14 protein-coding genes and 1 pseudogene are annotated in these 15,360 nt (G+C 72.4%); 9 read left to right on the top strand and 6 right to left on the bottom strand.

Annotated features, from left to right (window positions below):
* The first annotated feature begins 150 nt into the window (after positions 1–150).
* Both ABZ562_RS00990 and mgtA read left to right on the top strand, forming a co-directional pair.
* The gene (locus tag ABZ562_RS00990; RefSeq protein ID WP_361472076.1) at positions 151–507 is read left to right on the top strand and encodes a metalloregulator ArsR/SmtB family transcription factor; all 357 of its coding nucleotides are present in this window, start codon (positions 151–153) and stop codon (positions 505–507) included.
* A complete protein-coding gene (mgtA, locus tag ABZ562_RS00995; RefSeq protein WP_361472078.1) occupies positions 500–3,142 on the top strand; it encodes a magnesium-translocating P-type ATPase in 2,643 nt (880 codons plus the stop codon). Before ABZ562_RS00990 ends, mgtA begins: the two co-directional genes overlap by 8 nt.
* Here mgtA and ABZ562_RS01000 read toward each other — a convergent pair.
* On the bottom strand, positions 3,133–4,629 hold the full coding sequence (locus tag ABZ562_RS01000) for an LCP family protein (RefSeq protein WP_361472081.1): 1,497 nt from the start codon (positions 4,627–4,629) through the stop codon (positions 3,133–3,135). The two genes, mgtA and ABZ562_RS01000, sit on opposite strands and share 10 nt — an antisense overlap.
* 107 nt (positions 4,630–4,736) lie before the next feature.
* Between ABZ562_RS01000 and tatA the strand changes: the two genes are divergently transcribed.
* Positions 4,737–4,982 (top strand): Sec-independent protein translocase subunit TatA, encoded by a 246-nt coding sequence (gene tatA / locus ABZ562_RS01005; RefSeq protein ID WP_361472528.1) that lies wholly within the window; start codon positions 4,737–4,739, stop codon positions 4,980–4,982.
* A gap of 171 nt (positions 4,983–5,153) precedes the next feature.
* Here the strand turns inward: tatA and asnB are convergent, their stop codons facing one another.
* Both asnB and ABZ562_RS01015 read right to left on the bottom strand, forming a co-directional pair.
* Positions 5,154–6,986 (bottom strand): asparagine synthase (glutamine-hydrolyzing), encoded by a 1,833-nt coding sequence (gene asnB, locus ABZ562_RS01010; RefSeq protein WP_361472084.1) that lies wholly within the window; start codon positions 6,984–6,986, stop codon positions 5,154–5,156.
* Positions 6,987–7,346: 360 nt separating this feature from the next.
* Complete coding sequence (locus ABZ562_RS01015) at positions 7,347–8,450, bottom strand: ABC transporter substrate-binding protein (protein ID WP_361472087.1); 1,104 nt, start codon at positions 8,448–8,450, stop codon at positions 7,347–7,349.
* Positions 8,451–8,767: 317 nt separating this feature from the next.
* Between ABZ562_RS01015 and ABZ562_RS01020 the strand changes: the two are divergent.
* From ABZ562_RS01020 to ABZ562_RS01030, 3 genes and pseudogenes are all read left to right on the top strand, one after another.
* Positions 8,768–9,100, top strand: a pseudogene (locus tag ABZ562_RS01020) (helix-turn-helix domain-containing protein); the annotation flags it as partial.
* 126 nt (positions 9,101–9,226) lie between these two features.
* On the top strand, positions 9,227–9,931 hold the full coding sequence (locus ABZ562_RS01025) for a GNAT family N-acetyltransferase (RefSeq protein WP_361472089.1): 705 nt from the start codon (positions 9,227–9,229) through the stop codon (positions 9,929–9,931).
* Positions 9,932–9,958: 27 nt separating this feature from the next.
* A complete protein-coding gene (locus ABZ562_RS01030) occupies positions 9,959–10,408 on the top strand; it encodes an antibiotic biosynthesis monooxygenase family protein (RefSeq protein WP_361472092.1) in 450 nt (149 codons plus the stop codon).
* Positions 10,409–10,501: 93 nt separating this feature from the next.
* Here ABZ562_RS01030 and ABZ562_RS01035 read toward each other — a convergent pair whose 3' ends face one another.
* Together ABZ562_RS01035 and ABZ562_RS01040 are read right to left on the bottom strand one after the other, a co-directional pair.
* A complete protein-coding gene (locus ABZ562_RS01035) occupies positions 10,502–11,248 on the bottom strand; it encodes an aspartate/glutamate racemase family protein (RefSeq protein WP_361472095.1) in 747 nt (248 codons plus the stop codon).
* 19 nt (positions 11,249–11,267) lie between these two features.
* Entirely contained in the window at positions 11,268–11,753 is a 486-nt protein-coding gene (locus ABZ562_RS01040) for a cytosine permease (protein ID WP_361472098.1), read from the bottom strand.
* 127 nt (positions 11,754–11,880) lie between these two features.
* On the opposite strand from ABZ562_RS01040, the gene ABZ562_RS01045 reads away from it, so the two are divergent.
* Together ABZ562_RS01045 and ABZ562_RS01050 are read left to right on the top strand one after the other, a co-directional pair.
* A complete protein-coding gene (locus ABZ562_RS01045; RefSeq protein ID WP_361472101.1) occupies positions 11,881–13,014 on the top strand; it encodes an NAD(P)/FAD-dependent oxidoreductase in 1,134 nt (377 codons plus the stop codon).
* 67 nt (positions 13,015–13,081) lie between these two features.
* Entirely contained in the window at positions 13,082–13,642 is a 561-nt protein-coding gene (locus ABZ562_RS01050) for a hypothetical protein (RefSeq protein WP_361472104.1), read from the top strand.
* On the opposite strand, the gene ABZ562_RS01055 is transcribed toward ABZ562_RS01050, so the two are convergent.
* Positions 13,575–14,504: an anti-sigma factor RsbA family regulatory protein gene (locus ABZ562_RS01055; protein WP_361472106.1), complete on the bottom strand. Its 930-nt coding sequence runs from the start codon at positions 14,502–14,504 to the stop codon at positions 13,575–13,577. The two genes, ABZ562_RS01050 and ABZ562_RS01055, sit on opposite strands and share 68 nt — an antisense overlap.
* 227 nt (positions 14,505–14,731) lie before the next feature.
* Here ABZ562_RS01055 and ABZ562_RS01060 point away from each other — a divergent pair, with 227 nt between their 5' ends.
* Positions 14,732–15,241 (top strand): MarR family transcriptional regulator, encoded by a 510-nt coding sequence (locus ABZ562_RS01060; protein WP_361472109.1) that lies wholly within the window; start codon positions 14,732–14,734, stop codon positions 15,239–15,241.
* Positions 15,242–15,360: the final 119 nt, after the last annotated feature.

Here is a 15,360-nt window from a genome sequence, read left to right on the forward strand (position 1 = left end):
CGAGGCGTTCCGGCCTGACCGGTGCCGGTCGCCTGCGGACGTAACGGGACAATGCCGTAGCGCCCGGCGCCCCGAGGGCACGGTTCGCGACACCTACACTGGGTGCGCGTTGGGTTCGCAGAGGTGACCCAGGCGGATGGGAGAGCGACCGTGACGGCAGGTGCCGGCGACTTCGAGGACCCTCCTGCCCAGGTGCTGGCGGAGGCGGCAGGGGCCTTCGGGCTGCTGGCCTCGCCCGCGCGGCTGCACATCATGTGGGTGCTGGCGCAGGGCGAATGCGATGTGACCGGGCTCGCCGAACGGGTCGGCGGCGCGCTGCCCGCCGTCAGCCAGCACCTGACCAAGCTGAAGCTCGCCGGTCTGGTGCGGGCGCGACGGGATGGCCGACGGCAGATCTACTTCATCGACGACCCGGACATGGTGACCGTGATGCGGCTGATGGTCGGCCAGTTGACCGACCGGGCGACCCACGCCCCGATACGACGCGCCCGCGGCCTCGGTGCCTGAGACGGCCGCCGTCTCCGGTGCCGGTCCCGCCGCTCTCACGGGGGACGGACCGCCGGACGGCACGGCACAGCACATCACCGCCTACACCACCCTCCAGGTGCTGCGGCACCTGGACAGCGGGCCCCTGGGCCTGGTGGAGACGCGGGCCGAGGAGCGCTTGGCGCGATGCGGTGAGAACACGCTGCCGGGCCGGCGCGCCGCGTCCTGGCCGCAACGGTTCGCGCGCAGTCTGCGGGATCCGTTCACCGCGGTGCTGCTGGGCCTCGGGCTGGTGTCGGCCGCGGTGGCCGCCTGGGGCACCGCATGCGTGATCCTGTCGCTGGTCTCGGTGAGCTGTGTGCTGCGCTCGTCCGGGGAACACCGGGCCGACCGGTCCATGGCCGCGCTGCGCGACTTGGTCACCACCACGGCCACCGTGCTGCGGCGCGCCGACGAGGCGGACCCGCCCCGGGCCCGGGAGATCCCGGTCGACCAGTTGGTGCCGGGCGATGTGATCCGCCTCGGCCCCGGCGACCTGGTCCCCGCTGACGCGAGGCTGTTGCGCGCGAGCGGTCTGAGCGTGCACCAGGCGCCGCTGACGGGCGAGTCCGCGCCGGTCGCCAAGTATCCCGTGGAGGTACCCGATCCGCCCAGCGGCGGCGTGTTCGACCAGCCCCAGCTGTGCTTCCAGGGCAGCAGCGTGGCATCCGGCAGTGGCACCGCGGTGGTCGTCGCCACCGGGGCACGCACACGGTTCGCCGCGGGCCACGTACGGACACGGCACCGTGCGGCGAGTGCTTTCGACCGGTCGGTGCAAGGGATCTCCTGGGTTCTCATCCGGTTCATGCTGCTGACCCCGCCACTGGTGCTGATGGCCAACGCGGCGCTGCGCGGGCGTGGTCTGGAGACGCTGCCGTTCGCCGTGGCGGTCGCGGTCGGGCTCACCCCGGAGATGCTGCCCGTCATCGTCACCACCGCGCTGGCCCGCGGGGCGTCCCTCCTCGCCCGTGAGCACAGGGTGATCGTCAAACGGCTCCCCGCGCTGCACGATCTCGGCGCGGTCGATGTGCTCTGCCTGGACAAGACGGGCACCCTCACCCTGGACCGGCCGGTGGTGGACCGCGCGCTGGACGCCGACGGCAGGGAAGCCCCCGAGGTGTTGCACTGGGCCGCCGTCAACGCCTGGTGGACGCTGCAACTGGCGGACCTGCCCGCCCCGGACACCCTGGACGAGGCGCTTCTGGACGCGGTCGACGACGACGAACTCCTGCGATACGAAGGCCTCGCCGCGGTCCCCTTCGACCCGGTACGCCGCCTCTCCACCGCCGTCGTACGCCGGCCCGGCCACCTCGGCACCCACACCCTCGTGGTCAAGGGTGCCGCCGAAGACGTACTGAGCCGCTGCGCGCTGGAGGACGGCGAGCTGACACGGTTGCTCGCGCTCGCCGAGCGCGAGGCGGACAGCGGCCTGCGGCTGCTCGCGGTCGCCTCCGCGGAACGGCCGGCCCGCCACCGCGACTACACTCCGGCCGACGAACGCGGCCTGACCTTCCTCGGCTTCGTCGCGCTGCGCGACGCGCTCGCTCCGACCGCCGGGGACGCCTTGGACGTCCTCGCGGACCGCGGTGTCGCGGTCAAGATCCTCACCGGCGATCACCCGGGCACCGCCGCGCGGGCCTGCCACGACCTCGCCCTGCACCCCGGCGATGTGCTCACCGCCGACCGCATCGACGGCCTGAGCGACAGCGAACTCGCCGACACCGCCCGCCGCACCACCGTCTTCGCGCGCTGCACGCCCGAGCACAAGGCCCGTATCGTCGCCGCGCTGCGCACCGACCGGCACACCACGGGTTTCCTCGGCGACGGGGTCAACGATCTGCCCGCGCTGCGCGCCGCCGACGTCGGCATCTGTCCCCGAGGGGCCGTCGACGTCGCCCGCGAGAGTGCCGATGTCGTGCTCGCGGAGAAGGACCTCACGGCCATCGACCACGCGATCAGGGCCGGCCGGGTCAGCAGCGGCAACATCGCCACCTATCTGCGGATCACGCTCTCCTCCAACCTCGGCAACGTCATCGCGATGCTCGCGGCGGGACTTCTGCTGCCCTTCCTCCCCATGCTCCCGTCCCAGGTGCTGGTGCAGAACCTGTGCTTCGACGCGGCCCAGCTCGCCTTCGCCTACGACCGGCCCCAGCCCGCCCCGCTCCGGGGGCCCACGGTGCTGCGGCCCCGTGACTTCCTCCGCTTCATCGCCGGCTTCGGAGTGCTCAACGCCATCGCCGACCTGGCCACCTTCGCCATTCTGGTGCGGGCGGCACACGCCTCCCCGGGCTCCGGTGACCCGGCGGCGTTCCATTCCGGGTGGTTCACCGAGAACCTGCTCACCCAGGCCCTGGTGATGCTGCTCCTGCGCACGGGGCGGGGCACCGCCGAAGGCCGTGCCCCGAGCCCGGTCCGCTGGGCCGCCGCCTCGCTGGCCGTGATAGGCGTTCTCCTGCCGTTCTCGCCCCTGGGCCCGGTGCTGGGCATGACGACCCTGACCGGGTGGTACTACCTCCTGCTCGCCGCCGTCCTCACGCTGTACGCGGTCGGCCTGGTGGCCGCCAGGGCGCGCTACGAACGACGTGGCTGGGGGACCGCCGTATCCGCTCAGCCGTAGGACAGATCCGAGCAGGGGTTGTCGTCGGCCGAGCGGGCGTGGTCGGCGACGTCGCCGGGCGATGCGGCGGACGCGGAGGCGCCGGGCGACGGTGCGGTGGCGTATGTCCGGCCCAGGGTGACGCTGATACCGGCGCTGGTGGCGGGCCGTAGCTCGGCGCCGGGGAAGAGGCGGGCGAGGGCCTGGGCGCGCTCCTGCTCATCCGGGCCGTAGGTGATGAGGGTGGCGGCGTGGTCCTGGGAAGCGGCGTTCGCGGTGCCGGTGACGGTGAAGTCATGAGCCTCCAAGGTGTCCGCCGCGCGGGCGGCCAGCCCCGGGATGGCGGTGCCGTTGTACACGGCGACGCCGGTGCCCTCCCCGGACACCGCGGGAGTGGAGCTGGGAGACGCCTTCGGAGACGGGGACTTTCCGCCGGCGTTCTTGCCGTCGATGGTGCGGTCGGCCTTGAGATCCGCCCACAGCGCGTCGGCGTCGGGCTGGGCGATCGCGACGCGGGCGCCCTGGTAGCGCCACGGGACGGTGACGAACTTGGTGTTGTGCAGGTCGATGTTCTTCATCGACATCGCGAAGTCGGTCATCTTCTTCACCGAGCCCAGGCCGGGGTCGACGGTCATGGACTTGGTGGCCGCGTCCGCCAGCGGAAGGAGCGTCGTCGGGTTCATCCCCTGGCTCTTCACCTCCTTGAGCAGGCCGGCGACGAAGGCCTGCTGCCGCTGCATGCGTCCGATGTCGGAGCCGTCGCCTATGCCATGGCGTATGCGCACGTAGTCCAGCGCCCTTTGGCCGGAGACCTTCTGGATGCCTTTGGCGAAGATGAGCTTGCCGCGTGAGCTGCGGTCGGGGCTGAGATCGCGCTGGTAGACGTCCTTGGGCAGGCACACTTCCACACCACCGACGGCGGACGTCATCCGCGAGAAACCCTCGAAGTCGACGACGACGGTGTGGTCCACGCGCAGCCCGGTCAGCTTCTCGACGGTGTTCTGGGTGCAGGCCGGGTTGCCCTCGGCGGCCTGGCCCACCGAGAACGCGGAGTTGAACATGGCGTTCGTGCGGCCCTTGGTCCAGGACCCGTCGGGCAGCCTGCACGGGGGGATGTCGACCAGGGCGTCGCGGGGTATCGACACTCCGATGGCGTGCTCGCGGTCGGCGTAGACGTGCAGCAGGAAAGCGGTGTCCGAGCGGCCCACCTCGCCGGTTCCGCCGCCCAGCGCGCTGTTGTCGCCCGATCGCGAGTCCGAGCCGATGACCAGGACGTTCTGACCGGCGGTGGCCGCCCCGGGGCGGTCGCGCGCGAGGCCGTTCGCGCCGAAGGTGGAAATGTTCCCGTTCAGCTCGAAGTAGGCCCAGCAGGCCCCGGCGGCGAGCAACAGGACGAGCGACGCCACGATCGCCAGGGCGACCCGGAGGGGCTTGCGTTTGCTCCGCCGGCGCGTGTCCGCCCGTCCCCCGGGTCGGCGGTCCGTCACGCCCCTGTGGGTGCCTGTCATGCAGTTTCCTTCGTCCGCGCGTGGCTCAGGGGGAAGACGTCGCACCGACCCCTGGTTGTACAGTTGCGCAATATAGCAAGTGTTGATCGAGGAAATGGGGTGCGGTGATGCTGCGCAACGGCTTGGAACCCTGGCATCTGCTGATCGTGGCGGTGGTGATGATGGTGCTGTTCGGCTCGAAGAAGCTGCCGGACACCGCTCGTTCGCTGGGGAAGTCACTGCGGATCCTCAAGAGCGAGACGAGGGCCATGAGGGGCGACGGCGCACGGGAGGCGGAGTCACCCCGCCCGGAGGCGGAGGAGCGCGGGGTGTCGCGCGCCGAGCAGGTCTCACCCGGTGCCGCGTCGGGTTGAGGCCGGCGGTCGGCCGGGCGGCCGGGCGGTCGGGGGCCGGCGCCGCTCGCCCCGGACACCGTGCTGGGCGCCGGCCGTTTCACCGCCACCACCGGCTGGTGCCACTCACGGGGCCGCCCGGACCGGGGGCGGGGGCGCGTGCCCTCACTCCGGTCCGGGCGGCGGGGCGGCTCAGTCCAGCGTGATGGTGGGCTTGCGCAGGTCCAGCCATGTGGCCAGGTCCAGGGCGCGTTCGATGGCGGCGCGCTGCTGCGGGGTGATGTGCTCGCCCGGTGCGGCGATGGCCTCGTTCAGCGTCTGGAGGCGGCACAGTTCGAGAGCCGGGTGTCCCGAGGAGACGAGGTCGCTCGCCTGCCGCTTGATGGCGGCGAGGTAGGCGGGGTCGAAGCTGCCGGGGTAACCGCTCTTCTTGCGGTTCGCGACCGACTCGGGCAGCACATCGCGGGTGGCCTCGCGCAGGATGCTCTTCTCCCGCCCGTCGAACGTCTTGAGCGACCAGGGGGTGTTGAAGACGTAACTCACGAGCCGGTGGTCGCAGAACGGCACCCTGACCTCCAGGCCGACCGCCATGCTCATCCGGTCCTTGCGGTCCAGGAGCGTGTTGACCATGCGGGTGAGGTGCAGGTAGCAGACCTGCCGCATGCGCTTCTCCAGGCCGGACTCGCCCTCCTTGAGGGGGACTTCCTTCAGCGCGGTGACGTAGCGGTCGCGGAGGTAGGTGTCCAGGTCGAGCCGGTCGGCGAGGTCGTCGGGCAGCAGGCTCTGGGTGTCGCCGAGCATCGGCCCCCCGGCGAGCCACGGGAAGGTGTCGGCCTCGCGCCGCTCGTCGTGGAACCACGGATAGCCGCCGAAGATCTCGTCGGCCGACTCGCCGGACAGCGCCACCGTCGACTGTTCGCGGACGGCCTTGAACAGGAGGTAGAGCGAGTTGTCCCGGTCGCCGAGTCCGATGGGCAGGTCCCGGGCGGCAATGGCGGCCCGCCTGACGGCCGGGTCGGACAGGGCGGAGCCGTCGAGCACGATGTCCTGGTGGTCGCACTTCACATAGTCGGCCACCGCGTGCACATACGGCGTGTCGACGCTGGGCGCGACGTCGATCGCGCGGAAGTTCTCCGCCTGGTCGGGGAAGTCGACCGCGAAGCTGCGGACGGTCTCGCCGTCCTCGGCGAGCCGGCGGGCGGCGAGCGAGGTCATGGCGGAGGAGTCGAGCCCGCCGGAGAGCAGGGTGCAGCGGGGCACGTCGGCGACGAGCTGGCGGGCGATGATGTCCTCGAGCAGCTCCCGCACATGGGCGACGGTCGCCCGCTGGTCATCGGTGTGTTCGGACACCTCGAGACGCCAGTAGGCCCGCTCGCGCAGCCCGTTGCTGTCGACGACGGCCAGATGGCCGGGGCGCAGTTCCCTCATGCCCTTCCATATGGCCTCGCCCGGCGTCTTGGCGAACGAGAAGATCTCCCGCAGCCCGTCGATGCCGACCACGGGGGCGGCGAGCGGGTTGGCGAGGATGGCCTTGGGCTCGGAGCCGAAGAGCACGCCGTCGTCGGTCTCGTAGTAGTAGAACGGCTTGATGCCCATCCGGTCCCGGACCATCACCAGCTTCTCGGTGCGGGAGTCCCAGATGGCGAAGGCGTACATGCCGTTGAGCTTCTCGGTGAGGGATTCGCCCCACTCCAGATAGCCGCGCAGGACGACCTCGGTGTCGGAGTCGGTGGTGAAGCCGTGGCCCCTGCGGCGCAGTTCGTCGCGCAGCTCGGTGAAGTTGTACGCCTCGCCGGAGTACACCATGGTGACGGGGCCGTCGGCCGTGTCGACGGTCATGGGCTGGGTCCCGCCGGGCAGGTCGATGACGGCCAGCCTGCGGTGGCCGAGCGCAGCCTTGCCGGTCACCCAGGTGCCCGCCGCGTCCGGGCCGCGGCACGCCATCGTCTCCGTCATGGTGTCGAGGAGCTGTCGGTGAGAGGTCAGATCGCGGCGGTAGGAGACCCAGCCGGTGATGCCACACACGGTGATCAACCCTTTCGATCGGGAGCCCAAACGGTTGCCTGGGATAACCATCTACCTCTCCGGAGGCGGGCCGCTACCTTCCGCCGCCAACGTCGGCAGGTGTCGTTTCTCACCAGTAAATTCCTGTTAAGGGAATGTTTCACGTGCACACCTCCGGGTCCCGTCTCGGGCGACACCGGCCGAGGCGTGATAGCCGAGCAGTGCGGTGGAGAACCGGTTCAGGTGATGCGTGGTGCTGATGATCGAGGCGGAGCCGACGGCCACGTTCAGGGGCCGTTCACGCCGTGGCGCGCGGCTGTACCGCCCCCGGAGCAGCTGGTCGAGGGCCCATCCCACCAGCGCGGAGGGGTCGTCACGGACTCAGCCGGTGTGCAGGATCCGAAAGCGATCCGGTTCCGCCGGGTCCCGGTCGACGACCTGGACCGGCGGCCCGGCCCATTGCCACACGCTGACGCCCGGCGTGCGGGAGAACCGGATTCGCCCACGGGTGCCTTCGACCGCGACGCGCGGCCAGGATGCGGCGACGCGGGTCCGGTCCGTGCCGTGGGAACGCAGCATCTCGGCGAGGACGGTGACCGTGTCGTAGCCCTCGAAGGCGACGAAGGACGGCGCTTGGCCCAGCCGCTCGCGGAGGGCCGTCTCCACTCGTGCGCCGAGTGGGCCGAGGTGCTCGGGCAGGTAGCGCAAGAACGGGATCGCGGCGCCCAGTGGCGTCGCCCATTCGGCGAACTCCGGCTGCCCGGCCGGAGCACCGATCAGGATCTCGGCGAGGCGATGGTCGCCGCGTACGGACTCGACGATCGGCACCGCCGGATCCGGGTGGCCGACCAGAAGAAGGAGGGCTGTCGCGCGACGGTCGACGAGCGCGTCGCACACGGCCGCGGGGGTGAGCGCGCTCATGTCGAGTTCGGTGACGGTGCCGCCGCGAGGGGCGAGGTGGTCCCGCAGAATGCGGGTCCCGGTCGCCCAGTAGGCGCTCGGCTGGGTTGCCACGGTGATGCGACGGTGGCCGGCGCCGAGGAGGAAGTCCGCGTAGACCCGCCAGCCGCGGGACTGCGGAGGGGAGAGGCGCGCGACCCACTCCGTCGGCCGTTCGGTGAGCGCGTCGAGAACCGCCGACGAGCAGAGGAACGGCAGGCCGAGGGCGTCGGCCCTGGTGGCGGCGGCGCGAGCGACGACGCTGTGATACTCCCCGGCCAAGGCCGCCACGCCCAGGCCGGCGCATTCCTCTACGGCCGCCACGGCCCTCCGCGGATCAGCCGCGGTGTCCCGGACCACCAGCTCCAGTGGTCTTCCCCCGATCCCGCCCGCCTCATTGACATGATGAGCGGCCAACTCCATTCCGTTGAGCAGGCTTTGGCCCGCCCCGGCCCAGCCGGGCCGGGTCAGCGGAACGAGAGCGCCGATCCGGACGGTCGATCGGTCCGCCCGCTCCGGCCCAGGTGGCGATGGTGGCGTATGCATGCGTAGGCGTCTCCCGCTCCCGTATGACGATTCGTTCGCGACCAGCCCAGGTCGCCGGGTGGCGAGGCCCGGTGGGCGTCGTCCCCTCCCGCCGTGGCGGGCGCGCCTGGGCCATCATGCCGGACATCGCATCCAGCACCATCGCCCGCGGGCAACCGGTTTTGTCCGGTGATCAGTCGGTGAGGTCGGCGGCCTGTCGGCGCAGGGCGCGTGCCAGCGCGTCCGTGGGTGCCGTGAGGAGGCCCGGCCTGCGGACCAGGCTGACGCGTCGTACCTCCTCCGCGACGCCTTCGACGGACACGATACGCACGCCGGGCGGAACCGGCACCGGGCCGACCCGTGACTGGGCGCTGGGGCGGCTGCAACTGCCGCTGTCGCTGGACGAGTGGGCCGCGCACGCGGCGATGAGCACCCGTACCTTCGCCCGGCGCTTCCGGGAGGAGACCGGTCTGAGCCCGGGGCGGTGGCTGACCCAGCAGCGGTTGCGGCGGGCCCGGCGGCTGCTGGAGTCCAGCGACCTGCCGGTGGAACGGATCGCCCACGAGGTCGGCTTCGCCACCGCCACCTCGCTGCGGCGCCACCTGGCGGCGGAGGCGGGGGTCGCCCCGTCGGCGTACCGGCGCACCTGGCGGGACAGCGCACCGTCATGAGGCGGGTCCGGGCCGTCCCCGGGCCACCGCGATCGAGCCCCAGGGCGTCGGATGCCGCCGCGTCGCGTCTCCTTCGGGGGGTGTGCCTATGATCGCACCCGCGCCCGACAGGAGAGGTACGGCACCATGGTGAACCGCGACGCCCCGGCACTCGACGACCCGGTGGGGCGATCACTCGGCGGTCACCACGCGCGTCTCGCCCGTCGGCTCGGCCGGGCCGCCACCTATCCGCCGGACGTCGCGACCTTCTCCGCGGTGCCCGCCGACCCGGGCCCGGCGGAATGGGCCGATCTGGCCGGGCTGCTCGGGCCGGGCGTGTTCGCCGACATGTTCAGCTGTCCCGCCACTCCGCCGCCGGACTGGGAGCCGGTCTTCTCCCTCCAGGGCCGCCAGATGATCGGGCCCGGCGGTGCTCGGCACGTCCACCCGGAGACCGGGACCGATGAGGGCGTCGTCGACCTGGGCGCGGACAGCGTGGCCGAGATGCTCGACCTCGTCGCGCGGACCGAGCCGGGGCCGTTCCGGCCGCGCACCCACGAACTCGGCGCCTACCTCGGCATCCGCGACAACGGCACGTTGGTGGCGATGGCGGGGGAGCGGCTGCGGCCACCGGGCTGGACCGAGATCAGCGCCGTCTGCACCGCTCCCGAGGCACGCGGTCGCGGCCACGCGGCACGTCTGATCAACGCGCTCGCCGCGCGGATCGTGGCCCGCGGCGAACGCCCCTTCCTGCACGTGGCCGAGGCGAATACCGGCGCGATCGCCCTGTATGAGCGCCTCGGCTTCACCACCCGCAAGCAGGTGACCTTTCGGGGGTTCCGCACACCGTGACGGCTGCGCGCGTCATGTGATCGTGGGATGGCCATGCGGGTCCTGTGGATCTACGCTTCCGTCGCCGCCACGCGTACCCTCGTCGAGACGGGTGTCACCGCGCGGGGCGACGCCGAGCACGCCACGCCCGCCGAGACCCGCGACCGACCACCGCCGCGACCCGAGAACAGGGACACCACCGTGATCACCGAGATCGCCCAGATCGAGATCCACCCGGGCCAGGAAGAGGAGTTCGAGGAGGCCGTCACCAAGGCCCTGCCCATCTTCCTCGAGGCCGACGGCTGCGACGGAGTCGACCTGCAGCGCAGCGTCGAACACCCCTCGCGCTACCGGCTGATGGTCCGGTGGGAGACGGTCGAGCACCACACCGTCACCTTCCGCGGCTCCGAGGGCTTCACCCGCTGGCGGGCCCTGGCCGGACCGTACTTCGCGGCTCCGCCGCAGGTGGAACACGTGTACTCCGTCCTCGCGCCATGACGTCGGCGGCCGGGATCGCAACCGGTCCCGGCCGATCCCGGCCCCGGCCTCGCGGAGGCGCTGGAGAAAGCAGCCGTTGGGCGGCCTTCGCGATTATCGGCGCGGCCCCGTGTGCGCCCCCGGGGCGTATGGCCAGCCGGTCACCTTCTTGGGCCGGGGTGGCGCGTAGGTGCGCACCTTGGAGGTGGACAGCCCGAGCCTGACCAGCGACTCCGCGATGGTCACGGCGGCGCTGACACCGTCGACGACGGGGACGCCGGTGCGCTCCCTGATCCGTTCGTCCAGGCCCGCCATGCCGCCGCAGCCCAGGCAGATCACCTCGGCCTTGTCCTCGCGCACGGCGCGCTCGGCCTGCGCCACGATCGCTTCGACGGCGGCTTCAGGGTCCTCTTCGAGGTCCAGTACGGCCATGTCGCTGGCCCGGACCGAGGCGCACCGGGTGTGCAGACCGGCCAGGGTGAGCCGGTCCTCGATCAGCGGGAGCGTCCGGTCCAGGGTGGTGACGACCGAATAGCGGTGTCCGAGGAACATCGCCGTGGTGGCGGCCGCCTCGGTGATGTCGACGACCGGTACGTCCAGGAGCTCCTGCAGGCCCTCCCTGCCGTGTTCGCCGTACCCCGCCTGGATGACGGCGTCGAAGGGCTCCGGATACGACTGGACCCGGTCCATCACGGCGATCGCCGCGAGGTAGCTCTCGAAATTCCCCTCCACGGACTCGGCCCCGAAGCGCGGCGTCAGGCCGACGATCTCCGTGCCGGCCGAAGCCACCGTTCTCGCCCGGGCGGCGATCGCCTCGGTCATGGACTCGGTGGTGTTCACGTTCACGACGAGGATGCGCATGCGGATGCCTCCGGGTGGATCATCGGACGGGGGGTGTTCGCGTCACGGGTGGTTCGGGCTCAGTCCGCGCACGGGACGGCGATCTCGGCTCCGGAACATCCTCGTGGACTTGCCTGCGGTTGGACACCAGGAAGTATGCGACGGCGGCGACGCCGGCGCCGATGAACCACGCGAACGGCGCGGCCGGGGCGAAGGCCGGGACGAGGGCGAGCAGGACCGCCGGCACGGCCGCGGGGACGAAGGCGGCGATCGCGCGGGGGTTGAAGCCCCGGGTGTAGTGGTACGGTCCGGAGGCGTCCATGGTGTAGAGCCGGGGCACGTTGACGCGCCCCTTCCGGATCAGCCAGTAACGGATGGCGAAGACGGCGTGTACACGCGACGCCTGTAGGCAGCGGACCATGCCGCGACGGCCCGCGCGCGCGGCGAGCGGATCAACTCGACGATCGGCCGGAACGTCGCCGCCGTGGTGAGCCTGCCGAAGGCGGCGGCCCTGCAGTACCGCCAAGTGGCCGTCTAGGGGGCGTCGGGCGTCTGTCGGTCCGATGTCGGCGGCTCGTCGGCGGGGCCTGGGAGCTTTGCGGAGATCCCGCCGGGTGCCGACCCGGCGGGCGTACGACACGCAAGGAATCACCATGACGACTGACGTCACGATCATCGGCGCCGGACTCGGCGGGCTGACACTCGCCCGCGTCCTGCACGTCCACGCCATCCCGGCCACGGTCTACGAGGCGGAGCCGTCGCCGACCGCCCGCGCGCAGGGCGGGATGCTCGACATCCACGACCATAACGGCCAACTCGCCCTCGAGGCGGCGGATCTGATGGACGAGTTCCGCGGCCTCATCCTGGAGGGCCGCCAGGCGATGCGGATCCTCGACCGGAACGGGGCCGCCCTGTTCGAACAGCCCGACGACGGAACGGGCGGGCGCCCCGAGGTCCAACGCGGCGAGCTGCGACGGATCCTGCTCGACGCGCTCCCGGCCGGCACCGTCCGGTGGGGCCACAAGGTCAGCGGCGTCCAGACGCTCGGCGAGGGCCGCCACGAGGTGACCTTCGCGGACGGCACCACCGCCGCCACGAGCCTGCTGGTCGGCGCGGACGGCGCGTGGTCACGGGTCCGGCCGCTGCTCTCCGACGCGGCGCCCGAGTACATCGGCCGGGCGTTCGTCGAGACCTACCTGTTCGACGGCGACTCCCGGCACCCTGCCGCCGCGAAAGCCGTCGGCGGCGGGTCGCTGCTCGCGCTCGCGCCGGGCAAGGGGATCCAGGCGCACCGCGAGAGCGGCGGCACCCTGCACACCTACGTGGCGCTCACCGCGCCGCAGGACTGGTTCGCCGCCATCGACTTCACCGACGCCGCCGCGGCCACCGCGCGGATCGCGGAGGAGTTCGACGGCTGGGCGCCGGAGCTGACCGCGCTGATCACCGACAGCGACACCGCACCGGTCCTGCGTCCCCTCAACGCGCTGCCGGTCGGGCACCGTTGGGAGCGGGTGCCGGGGGTGACCCTGCTCGGCGACGCCGCCCATCTGTCGGCCCCCAACGGTGAAGGCGCCAACCTGGCCATGTACGACGGCGCCGAACTCGGCAAGGCCCTCGCCACCCACCCCGGCGACCTCGAGACCGCGCTCACCGCGTACGAGCAGGCCATGTTCCCGCGCGGTGCCGCAGCCGCCGCCGAGGGCGCCGAGCTCCATGAGCTCATGTTCGGCGACGACGCGCCCCACAGCCTGATCACCGCGTTCAACGGACACGAACAGGGCCGGTGAACGCGGGTCACGGGGGCAGGCGTCGGCCGGGCGTGTGCCCCAGGCCTGGCTCCCGGGGCGCAGGGGGATGCGGTCCAGGAGGGCGTGGGTCTCGTCCCGCAGCAGCTCTCCTTGGCTCTTCCTCACCACCAGCGGCTTCTGGAGCCTGCTGGTCGCGGCGGCGCTGTTCACCGCCGCGGAGACGTCGGGACGAGGCGTGAAGGTCACCCTGGCGTACCTCCTGATGCCGGACCACCGGCGGCTGACGGTGCCGGCCCAGGTCCGGGTGGTGCAGCACATCACCTGCGCCGCGGGCGCGGGCGCCGCCGCCTGGGTGCTGTCCACCGGCACGGCCGGCCCGTACTACGCCGCCCTGGCGGCCTGCTGCCCGCTGTTCGCCGCCGCGGCCTGGTCCGCGCACGCGCCGCTCTCGGCGAGCACCGAAGGAGCGGTGGCCACCGGGGGACCGGCAATGATCACCACCCTCGTCCCCGGAGCGCCGGCCGGCGGCTGGGCCGTTCCCGCCGTGGTCTTCGTGGCGGCCGCCGCGCCCACTCCGTCGCTCTGCCGCCGGGCCGGGCCTACCGGCCGAGGTGGAACCGGATCGTGGTGCCGTCCGGACCGGTGTGCACCCGGACCAGGTCGGTGACCCGATGCACCAGCAGCAGGCCCCGTCCGCCGATCTGACCCGGCGCGGCCGGCCGCCGGCCGGCGAGCGGATCGCTGAGGCGGCCGCCGTCCTCGACCTGGCACAGCACCTGCCCGGCCCACTCCCAGACCCGCACCGTGCCGCGACCGGCGCCGTGCAGCACGCTGTTGGTGGTCAGCTCGGACACCGCCAGGGCCAGATCGCCCAGGCGCTGCCCGGCGAGGCCGAGCCGCTCACCGGCCGCGACCGCGAACTCGCGGGCGAGAGGCAGACGTTCGGCGTCGAAGGAGAAGGCGGGGACACCGACGGGCGGGGGCAGCGGGTCGTTGTGCGCCGCGGTGGCGCGCTCGGGGTCGTAGACGTGGCTCGGGTGCTCCCGGCCGTCCTCGAGGACCACCGGGTGGGTCAGCCAGGCGTCGGCGAGCACGCCGGCGTCCAGCCGTCGGCTGTGGTACGGACACAGGATGGTGACCGCGCGGCCGCGGAAGGCCAAGTTGATCAGCGCCTCGTGCTGGACGCACGGACCGTACTCGGCCGCGGTGCGGCCGGCCCAGATGGGTTCGCCGATGATCCGCACCCGGCCGCCCGGGTGCCGGTCGGCGAAGTCCCGCAGCACCGCGGGGATGATCCGCCCGGGGTTGCGCCCGGCCTCGGTCATGTCGAGGAACCGCACCTCCGCGCCATCCCGTCCGAGCGCGCCGCGCAGGAGCCGGAGGTTGGCGCCGGGGACGGCCACCGCCACCGGCTCGGCGGCGCGCAGACCGTCGAGCACGAAGGGCAGGGTGCCGGTCAGATAGTCCTCGTCGTCCCGGTAGAACAGGGCCGGGTGGACGAAGGGGCCGGCGGCGGCTTCGGTGCTCACCACGGCGTCACCCCGATCGCGCAAAGACAGGACCCGGCCCGGGCCGCCCCCGGCGAGCGGATGAGGGAGTGGTCTGAGGACCGCCCCACTCTACCCAAGGAGTGCCCGGCGTGGCCGTGTGCACGTCCGAGAGGGGGCGCGTGCCGGACCGGGGATAAGGTTGCAGCGGGAGTAAGGCGCAAGGTCGGCACCAAGGGGCCGAAGACGCTGATTCGGAGTGCACTGTTATGGGCGTGAATCCGGCACCCTCTCACCGCCGGTCCCGCGAATCCGCTCGGATGGCGTGCGAGGTGATCGAACTGCTCGAAGTGCTGTGGGAGCGGGGGCGCGACGCCGTCTCCTCGTCCCCGGTGTCGGCGTCACAGCTGCGCGTCCTGTACAGCCTGGACCGCGAGGAGGGGATCAACCTCCGCACGCTCGGGGAGCTGCTGGGCTCGGCGCCCTCGTCCGTGAGCCGTCTGTGCGACCGGCTGCAGGCGCTCGGATTCGTGGAGCGCGCGCCCAGCCCGGTCAGCCGCCGGGAGCTCGAACTGCGGCTGACCAGCCACGGCAAGGCGTATCTGCTGGAGCTGCGGGCCCGCCGCGAGGAGGCCCTGCTGACCGCCATCGCCGCCATGACCCCGACCGCCCGCAAGGCGCTGCTGGAGGGGCTGAAGGGGTTTCAGGAAGCCGTGGACGAGACGGCGCCGATCCTCCGCCGGGGCGACGCCGAGGACGGTGCGGTGCGGTTCGCCTGAACCCTCCGCCGGGCCCGGGCCCGCATGCCTGATCGACCCGTGTGCCACGGTCCGTCCCCCGTCTGTCGTCGCCGCGGTCGGTCTTCGGCTGTCGTCGCCGAGGGTGCCGGAGGAGGGCC

The organism is Streptomyces sp. NPDC019937 (genome assembly GCF_040631655.1).
Taxonomy (GTDB): Bacteria; Actinomycetota; Actinomycetes; order Streptomycetales; family Streptomycetaceae; genus Streptomyces.